General features: G+C 36.2%; 8 protein-coding genes. 5 read left to right on the top strand and 3 right to left on the bottom strand.

What is annotated here, in order from left to right:
• Positions 1-1,052 (top strand): DNA double-strand break repair nuclease NurA (locus tag QVB70_RS13515; RefSeq protein ID WP_287587220.1); only part of this gene is annotated, 1,052 nt, incomplete at its 5' end.
• Positions 1,053-1,066: 14 nt separating this feature from the next.
• The gene (locus tag QVB70_RS13510; RefSeq protein ID WP_287587217.1) at positions 1,067-2,569 is read left to right on the top strand and encodes an ATP-binding protein; all 1,503 of its coding nucleotides are present in this window, start codon (positions 1,067-1,069) and stop codon (positions 2,567-2,569) included.
• Here QVB70_RS13510 and QVB70_RS13505 read toward each other — a convergent pair.
• The gene (locus QVB70_RS13505; protein WP_287587214.1) at positions 2,566-2,844 is read right to left on the bottom strand and encodes a transcriptional regulator; all 279 of its coding nucleotides are present in this window, start codon (positions 2,842-2,844) and stop codon (positions 2,566-2,568) included. The genes QVB70_RS13510 and QVB70_RS13505 overlap by 4 nt on opposite strands.
• 186 nt (positions 2,845-3,030) lie before the next feature.
• Here QVB70_RS13505 and QVB70_RS13500 point away from each other — a divergent pair, with 186 nt between their 5' ends.
• The gene (locus tag QVB70_RS13500) at positions 3,031-3,912 is read left to right on the top strand and encodes an RIO1 family regulatory kinase/ATPase (RefSeq protein ID WP_287587211.1); all 882 of its coding nucleotides are present in this window, start codon (positions 3,031-3,033) and stop codon (positions 3,910-3,912) included.
• 131 nt (positions 3,913-4,043) lie between these two features.
• On the top strand, positions 4,044-6,152 hold the full coding sequence (locus QVB70_RS13495; RefSeq protein ID WP_287587209.1) for a DUF460 domain-containing protein: 2,109 nt from the start codon (positions 4,044-4,046) through the stop codon (positions 6,150-6,152).
• Between the two features lie 4 nt (positions 6,153-6,156).
• On the opposite strand, the gene QVB70_RS13490 is transcribed toward QVB70_RS13495, so the two are convergent.
• Together QVB70_RS13490 and QVB70_RS13485 are read right to left on the bottom strand one after the other, a co-directional pair.
• Entirely contained in the window at positions 6,157-6,714 is a 558-nt protein-coding gene (locus QVB70_RS13490; RefSeq protein WP_287587208.1) for a class I SAM-dependent methyltransferase, read from the bottom strand.
• A 174-nt stretch (positions 6,715-6,888) separates the two neighbouring features.
• Positions 6,889-7,137: an LSM domain-containing protein gene (locus QVB70_RS13485; RefSeq protein WP_287587207.1), complete on the bottom strand. Its 249-nt coding sequence runs from the start codon at positions 7,135-7,137 to the stop codon at positions 6,889-6,891.
• Positions 7,138-7,434: 297 nt separating this feature from the next.
• On the opposite strand from QVB70_RS13485, the gene QVB70_RS13480 reads away from it, so the two are divergent.
• On the top strand, positions 7,435-7,936 hold a 502-nt coding region (locus QVB70_RS13480; protein ID WP_287587204.1), incomplete at its 3' end, for a toprim domain-containing protein.

Below are 7,936 nucleotides of genomic sequence, written 5' to 3'. Positions count from 1 at the left end.
GGCTAGAACAGATTGACTTGGATGCTTTTCCAAAACTCAAAGAAGATGGGATTATTGAGAGAAAATTAGTAAAAAAAGTAGAACCTACAAGTTTAACTGGTCTCAGAATTGCGGGAATAGATGGTGGCGTGGTTTCTCGTCTATATCATGCAATTGATATTATCCTCACCAAAGCAGCTGCGGTGATTTTTGATTTTTCTCAAGATAAACCAGTTGTTAGATATTACCCATCGGACGTTCCGCCGCTGAACGTGCTCGTGAACTATATGCCCGTATCGAGAACAGAGATTGACACGTCAAGCGCCCTCGAACGAGCAATTGGAGAAGTAAGAGTAGCCATAGATGTTTTGGACTATGCTAAAATCGACATCCTATGCATGGATGGATCAATCTATCCCCAACAATACGATATATTCGCTACATCCACCATTGCTGCAAGAGGAGAACTCTTGACGAGATTTTATGAAAAACTCTACGAAAAAGCGCGTGAAAATGGGACTTTATTAGTGGGTTGTGTTGAGGACAGTAGATCAACACGGTTTACTCAAATCTTAGGTGAAATTCTACCTTCTCTAATAAAAAAGTATCCCGAACTATTTGAACTACTACAAGTTGATTATAGAGGCATAATTAAACAAATAAAGGATACAGATTTATTATATCGCGTTTTAAAATCTGGTGAAAGATCTGCGGTTTATAGACTACTAACCTCAGATGCTAAGAAATCGCCATCACGTATTTCTGCACAATGGCGTGATAAACTCTTTGCTTTCTACCTAAAATCTGTTGATTTTGATCAACCAACTCGCATTGAGTTTCTTAATCCAGAACACGTTGAGACCCCTAAAACTGCAGACAGAGTATCTTCGGTCGTCTATCCACTTTCAAGCCATCACGCGGCATACGGAATACCATCTGTTCTGATCGAGGCCGACGCGAGAGCTAAGATACATGATTATGATTTAGATTTGGTATATAGTCAATTACTTGATAAGATCGGGCATTCATCATCTTTATTAAAATTAAGACGCGATCGAAGACCGTTTAGGTAAAAAAAGTGAAAAACATGAAAAAGCTGATAGGTACTGTTATTGCAGCGAGGGATTCACCAACTCCTAGTGAATTCAAACTGGTCATCACGGAAATCGAAAATTCGATACCGTTGAGAAAGGGTCAGTTTATAGCTGTTGAAAGCGCTGATGTTGATGGAATGCTCATTGCGACAGTAACAAATATTATGAAGACAAATCGGTACTTTGAGAGCGCAGAAGCCGTAAAAGAATATGAAAGAAGTGGACCTCTTACAACTATCTTTCCAGCAGATCGTTGGGAATACATACTTGCTGAAGCGAAACCTATGGGCAGAATCTCCCCATCGGGACGGCTTGAACGCGTCACTTTCCCGCCCGGTCCTGGCGACCGCGTTTTTTTAGCAACTCCGGAGATGCTACTACAGGTATTAGGATTAGATCCCTCGGGCGTCAATCTTGGGAAATTACTCCATCATGATGTTCCAGTAACACTCAATCTCACGAGGTTATTTCAAAAACATGTGGCAATCCTTGCAATTTCAGGTGCGGGTAAAAGTTATCTAACCAGCGTATTGATTGAAGAATTGTTAATGAGAAAACCAGAACAAGGTAGAGTGGCAGTCGTAATTCTTGATGTACATGGAGAATATACGAGTCTCGCGACAGCCTCTGACTCAACAAAATCTGATTTTTCTGAGAAAACTACGGTGATAAATGGCCCCTACATTCAACTTGGTGTCCCTAAACTTACCAGTTATAATTTTGCAAGTTTTCAATCACAAATGAGCTACGTGCAAATAAGGGAGTTAAACAAGATTATCAAAAAATTGAGAGGAATGAGTGGTAAAACTGGAAAACCCTACGATTTAAATGAGCTTATTGGAATGATTGAACAAAGTGAAATGAATCCAAGAACAAAAGAGGCAATGATGGGATGGTTTTACGACTTAGAAAGTACGCAGTTGTTCGGATTTGAGGAACATCCTTCGCTAAAAGAAAGAATTCGAGTTGGTGAAGCCACAATCTTCGATCTTCGTGAAATCATAAGTCTACGAAAAAAGCAGATAATAGTCAATTACTTAATTAATAGTTTATTTAATTTGAGAAAGCGAGGAGAAATCCCACCCTTCGTTTTTATTCTAGAGGAAGCTCATCAATTCTGTCCAGAAGGACCTGCCATATCAAAGGGCATTATTGAAACGATTGCTAGAGAGGGTCGGAAGTTCTATGCTTCATTAGTGCTAATCTCACAGCGACCTGTGCGCTTAAGTACTACTGTGCTTAGCCAGTTAAACAGCCAAATTTATCTGCGAATAACGAACCCATACGACCTTAAGCTCATTGGTCAGAGTTCAGAAATGGTTGACAAAGCCTCATTAGATACAATAACAACCCTTAACGTAGGTGAGGCACTCATTGTGGGAAATGCGGTGTCACATCCAATCTTTGTCAAAATAAGAAATCGATATTCACCTTCTCCGCAGATTTCAATGTCATTAGAAGAAATTGCGAAGAAATATGAGGGAAAAAGCCCTTAATCTATCGTAAGAATAATACGATCAATGGCAGGCTTACACACCTTTCGAACTCCATGCACTCCAGGCTCGTAGTGAGTTTCGATAAGATTCGCATTTTCCATTATTTTGATCTGTGCGCTTATGTTTGCTTCAGTCTGACCTAGTTTTTCAGCAATTCTACTTACATCGAGTGCCTCGACTTTCAATAACTTAAGTATTTCCCATCTTGTTCCCGAAGCTAATGCTTTTGCAACATTTGAGACATCTTCATCTTTTACAATTAAGTCTTTAGGCATCTCTGCACATCCTACCATTATTTAAACAAATAAATTCTCATTCAATACAAATGCACAATGTTAAATATATATTTATCCATGCTATAACATTTAAAGTAAAATCTAAACTTATAGATCTTTGTTGTCAAGATATACTTTATGAAAGTTAATATCACCGGTTAAAAAAGGTGTTAATTGGGTTTAGAAATGTCACAAAAAGCTATCAACGCATTTAAGAAATTGGATCCCGACGATTTCAAAATTCTAGAAGCGATTGAGCGCGGTATAAGAGCATATGAGCATGTCCCTATAAAGATAATCTCCCTGATCTCAGGGTTTCCTGAGGATGAAGTCGTATTCCGACTTGATAAGCTTAACAAACTTGAGTTGATCCTCCGTTGGGGCGGATCATATTTAGGGTTTGAATTGAATTCTAATGGGCATGATTGTTTGGCTCTTAACACACTAGTTTGTGCTAATGTTATAGAAGCGATTGGAATGCCCATAGGAGTAGGTAAGGAATCTGATGTATATGAAGCGCTTACACCTGAAAGTGAGACCGTTGTTATAAAATTCCACAGGCTTGGTAGGACAAGTTTTCGCCAAACACGCCGCTTGAGGTCATACACTGCAGGCAGAAAGCATCTTTCATGGTTGCTAGAGTCACAAATAGCTGCTAGAAGAGAATATGTCGCATTAAAGAGAATTTATCCTGTAATATCATCTGTTCCTGAGCCACTAGGGCAAAATAGGCATTGTGTAGTAATGGAGTTGATTGAGGGTGAGGAACTATCTATCATCTTAGAGATAGAAGAACCTAATGCTATACTAACTGAAATCATTGAAATCGTAAAAACAATTTATCGATCTTGTGAAATTATTCATGCGGATCTTTCAGAATTTAATATTCTTGTTACTCCCGAATATAATACCATTATTATTGATTGGCCCCAATGGGCAAATAAAAAGCATCCAAACGCAGAAGCAATGCTTAAACGTGACATAAATAATGTATTAACCTTTTTTCAAAAAAGATTTGAGATCTATGAAGATCTAATCAAAGTTCAAAATTTTATACAGCGTGGATGAAGTTTATAACACATAGAAAGAAAAATTAACTTTGCCATTATAATGTATATAGAAATGAGATACCCTCTAAAGAAATTACACGCGATAAGTGAACCCTTAAAAACAACGAGGGTCCATTAATCGGTGATTTCATGGAAGATGAACGTATCATAATAGGAATCGATATACTGCCACAAAGCTCTTCTGTTAAATCACCTCCGAAGTTTTCTGCAGTAGTCCTGCAAAACGATAATATTGTCGACCGTAAAACCGCTATTACAAAATATCGTCTTGTTAAACTAATTAAAGAACTTAATGCAGACATCTTAGCTATTGATAATATCTATGAATTAGCACCTACTAGTGAAGCCTTAGTGTCCTTTTTAGCCCGTCTTCCTCCAACAATGAAATTGATACAAGTCACAGGATCGCCACATCCTTCTCACGGAATGGAACCGCTAAACAGAGTTGCAAATCGATATGGCATTCCTATTTCAGGGAAGGGAAACGCAATAGAAGAAGCCGAAGTTTCTGCTCGATTGGCAGCTAAAAATGTTGGATATATAGCCTCTCCTTTTGAAGAGGAAACTGAAATCTATGTAACACGAGCTAGATCATTGGGATCTGGTGGATGGTCTCAAGATAGATATCACCGTAGAATAAGCGCCCTTATTCAGAATGCTGCAAAAGAAATACGAGATCGACTGGAAAGCGCTTCATTAGACTTCGACATCACGATAAAAGATTCTGCTTATGGTTTAGATAGAGCAATTTTTACAGTTTATACTTCGCAGGATAAACTTTACGGTATTATCAAAAAAACAAAAGGTCCTGATATTCAAATTAAAATCAATCCTGTTAAAAGGAAACGAATTGAATTCATACCGTCGTTAGGGGGTACGAATTTCCCTGTTCAGGCAACAGTTACTAAAATGAAAAAATTAATTGTAGGTATCGATCCTGGTGTTACTGTAGGTATCGCTATTCTTGATCTGCGTGGGGGAGTAATACTACTTGATAGTGCAAAGGGCTTATCCAGAGGTGATGTAGTAAGAAAAATTTCAGAGTATGGCACAGCTACTATCATTGCAACCGATGTCACATCTGTACCAGCCTTTATTCAAACACTTTCAACAAAATTCAATTCAAGAATTCACTCTGCAACCAAAGTTATGACTGTTAGCGACAAAAACGCAATGATTCGTACGTTCAATAATACAAATGGCACTAAGCCATCAAATAGTCATGAACGCGACGCATTAGTAGCCGCACTTAACGCATATTCTTCGCACAAAAATGTTTTTGACCGAATAGAGGCTGCGATTAAAAAGCTTGATGTTAGAATCCCTATTTCGCGCTCATTCATCGATAATGTAAAAGCCTTAGTTGTACAAGAAGACATACCAATAAAAGACGCCATTGATCGCCTTGTACAAGAAGAAAAGGAAGAAACAATTATCGAAGAAGCAATTGAAGTGACCTTGACCACTGAACAAATGGAAGCAAAGATATCAGAATCAAGGGCAAAAATAAAACTCCAAGAAGAACAACTTGATAATTTAAGAACCCAAAACGAGCTTTATTCTTCTAAAATAAGTGAGTTAGAAACAATTATCAAAGATTTTCAGGAAAAGATCAAACTACTTCAATCAGAAGAGAGAACTGAACTGAAAAAACTCAGAGAAATACAATTTAGAGATGAAGAGATAGGAAGACTCAGAAAACAAGAAATTGATTTTAAGAACGAAATCTCACAATTAAGGTCTAAGTTCAGTGATCTTAAACGCTTGAAGTTGATTAAAACACGAGGATATGCTATTCCTCTCCGTATAATCGAAATATTCAGTGTAGAAGGCATTAATAAAGCAAAAGAAGAATTTGGAATTAAAAAAGGAGACGTTTGTTTGCTTTTAGATCCATCCGGAGGCTCAAAATCTACAGCAGACATATTAATCTCTTTTGAGATCAAGGCGATCATTACTGATTGCAAAAAAATGTCTCATATTGCAGAAGCTCGCTTTTTAGAATACGAAATACCCCTAATCGAGAGAAATGAATTAAAAACATTAAAAAATGTAGACGAATTCGCCATAGTAGACAAGAATGAACTGGATGAGAAACTTCTGGAATGGGAAAAAAGATATAATCAACTGCTGAAAGAAAAGACACAAGATATGTTAAAAAAGATAATCAAGGAATACAGAAAACAAAAACTGGATGAAATGAATGATATAATCCAAGATGATTCAACAGGACAATAATTCGTTAGGTGACATAACAAACTGCAAAAATATCTTCACTTTCCCTCTCTATGATGTTAAACTTTGTAACCCCTGATTTCTTGAGGAATTCCCTAAGGGAAAGTACATTTATTTTCTTCTTCAAAACTGTTATAGCAACTAAATTATCGCTTACACGTTTAAGTTCTTGAATTGTCTTCAAAGGATTGGGTACATTTTGAAGTAACGTAAACGTTGTGACAATCTGAAAAATGCGTTCTTTAAAAGGAAGATAATCTGCATCAGCCAAAACTAATTCAACATTAGTGTTTTTTTTTGCTCTTTTTTTAGCTATATGTAACATTCTTAAGGATAAATCTGTGCCTATCAGTGTCCACTGCCTTACAACTTTATTTAAAAATAGTCCAGTTCCAATACCAACATCTAAAATCCAAAGTGGGTGATTTTCGAGGTATGGTAAAATAATCTCGTACTTTTCACGTTGAATTGAATTATATCGTCTGTCATATGTCTTAACATAGCTTGGTTCAGAATAGAGTTTCATAATGCGTTTCTTATAAGAAAATTCATTTAATTCAGGCATAACTATCATGCCTTAATTTCTTGAAGAAAATTACAGATTGAGTAATTATTGTATACTCAAAAATGCACTGTAATTATTGTTTTTAAATCTATTAGATTAGTTTTGGTTAAGGGTAAAGGGATTTAATTACGTCTCGTTAAGTTTCCCCATATTTCGTGGATTAAAAGGATTTAATTAATCCGTTTCAACCTCGTCCCATTCTGTCTGTATCCAAAGTATGTTATTACCCCTGATAAACACTTCTCCGTACTTAGCAAGTTTGTTTCCATCCTTTATTTCGATGGCATCGCTCAGGATAGAGTTCATATAGTTGTCGACACTCTGAAGGCGCCCTCGAAATTCTCTATTGTCTTTGAGTCTTATAATTATTTCTGAGTTAACTATATGCATCAATAACTTCAATGGTAGCTTTTCGGAAGCCATAAAATCATCACCTTTGAAAAACTTAAAAACTTAATAACTTCGCGATGAGTAGATATTTAAACATATCGAAATTTGATATGAGTCAAATTTTGAAAAATTCAGTGCGTATCTTAATTACCGTAATATACTCAAATTTTCTGATATTCACTAAGAAAAGCTACGCAAACATATAAACTGTATATCAAACGAAAAGCAATTTAGATAGTCACAATCGTTATGTTTATAATTTTATATTGTGCACATCTACTTGAATTTTATAAAGGGAGCAACACCGGTAATCACGATGAGGCTTGTTAAATGCAGATATTAATAATTACTGAGAAACCCAGCATCGCTAGAAGAATTAGTCATATTTTGGGCAAAAAAGTGACTAAAGAGAAAGGTATGAGCAAATATACTCCTATTCATCGATTTAAAATTAATAATGATGATCTGACTGTAACTTCTGTTTTAGGTCATGTAAAAACTCTTGATTTTGAGGATAAATACAATAAATGGGATAAAGTTGACCCTGAAAGCTTATTTGATGCACCTACGATTTATAAAATTAATGAGACAAACAAAGAGATCCCAAAGGTGATTAATCAACTCCAGAAACTCGGTAAAGATGCAGATGAACTTATAATAGCTACAGACGCAGATTCTGAAGGAGAAAAAATTGGATACGATATAGCAGCGATTATTTTGGAAATAAATCCAAACATAACAGTACATCGAATGATATTTTCTGCTGTCACAAAACAAGATATCCAAAAGGCGTTCAGTGAGGCAAGTAAGACTACATTAGATAGTAACATAG

The sequence above is a fragment of the Candidatus Borrarchaeum sp. genome (assembly GCF_019058535.1).
In the GTDB taxonomy this organism is placed as follows: Archaea; Asgardarchaeota; Sifarchaeia; order Borrarchaeales; family Borrarchaeaceae; genus Borrarchaeum; species Borrarchaeum weybense.
Note: the sequence above shows the minus strand (reverse complement) of the source record. Positions and strands in the feature narration are given on the sequence as shown.

What these genes read in the sequence shown, in the direction of transcription:
- QVB70_RS13505 (WP_287587214.1), bottom strand. Translation starts at nt 2,844, where the DNA reads ATGCCTAAAGACTTAATTGTAAAAGATGAAGATGTCTCAAATGTTGCA.
- QVB70_RS13490 (WP_287587208.1), bottom strand. Translation starts at nt 6,714, where the DNA reads ATGCCTGAATTAAATGAATTTTCTTATAAGAAACGCATTATGAAACTC.
- QVB70_RS13510 (WP_287587217.1), top strand. Translation starts at nt 1,067, where the DNA reads ATGAAAAAGCTGATAGGTACTGTTATTGCAGCGAGGGATTCACCAACT.
- QVB70_RS13485 (WP_287587207.1), bottom strand. Translation starts at nt 7,137, where the DNA reads ATGGCTTCCGAAAAGCTACCATTGAAGTTATTGATGCATATAGTTAAC.
- QVB70_RS13495 (WP_287587209.1), top strand. Translation starts at nt 4,044, where the DNA reads ATGGAAGATGAACGTATCATAATAGGAATCGATATACTGCCACAAAGC.
- QVB70_RS13500 (WP_287587211.1), top strand. Translation starts at nt 3,031, where the DNA reads ATGTCACAAAAAGCTATCAACGCATTTAAGAAATTGGATCCCGACGAT.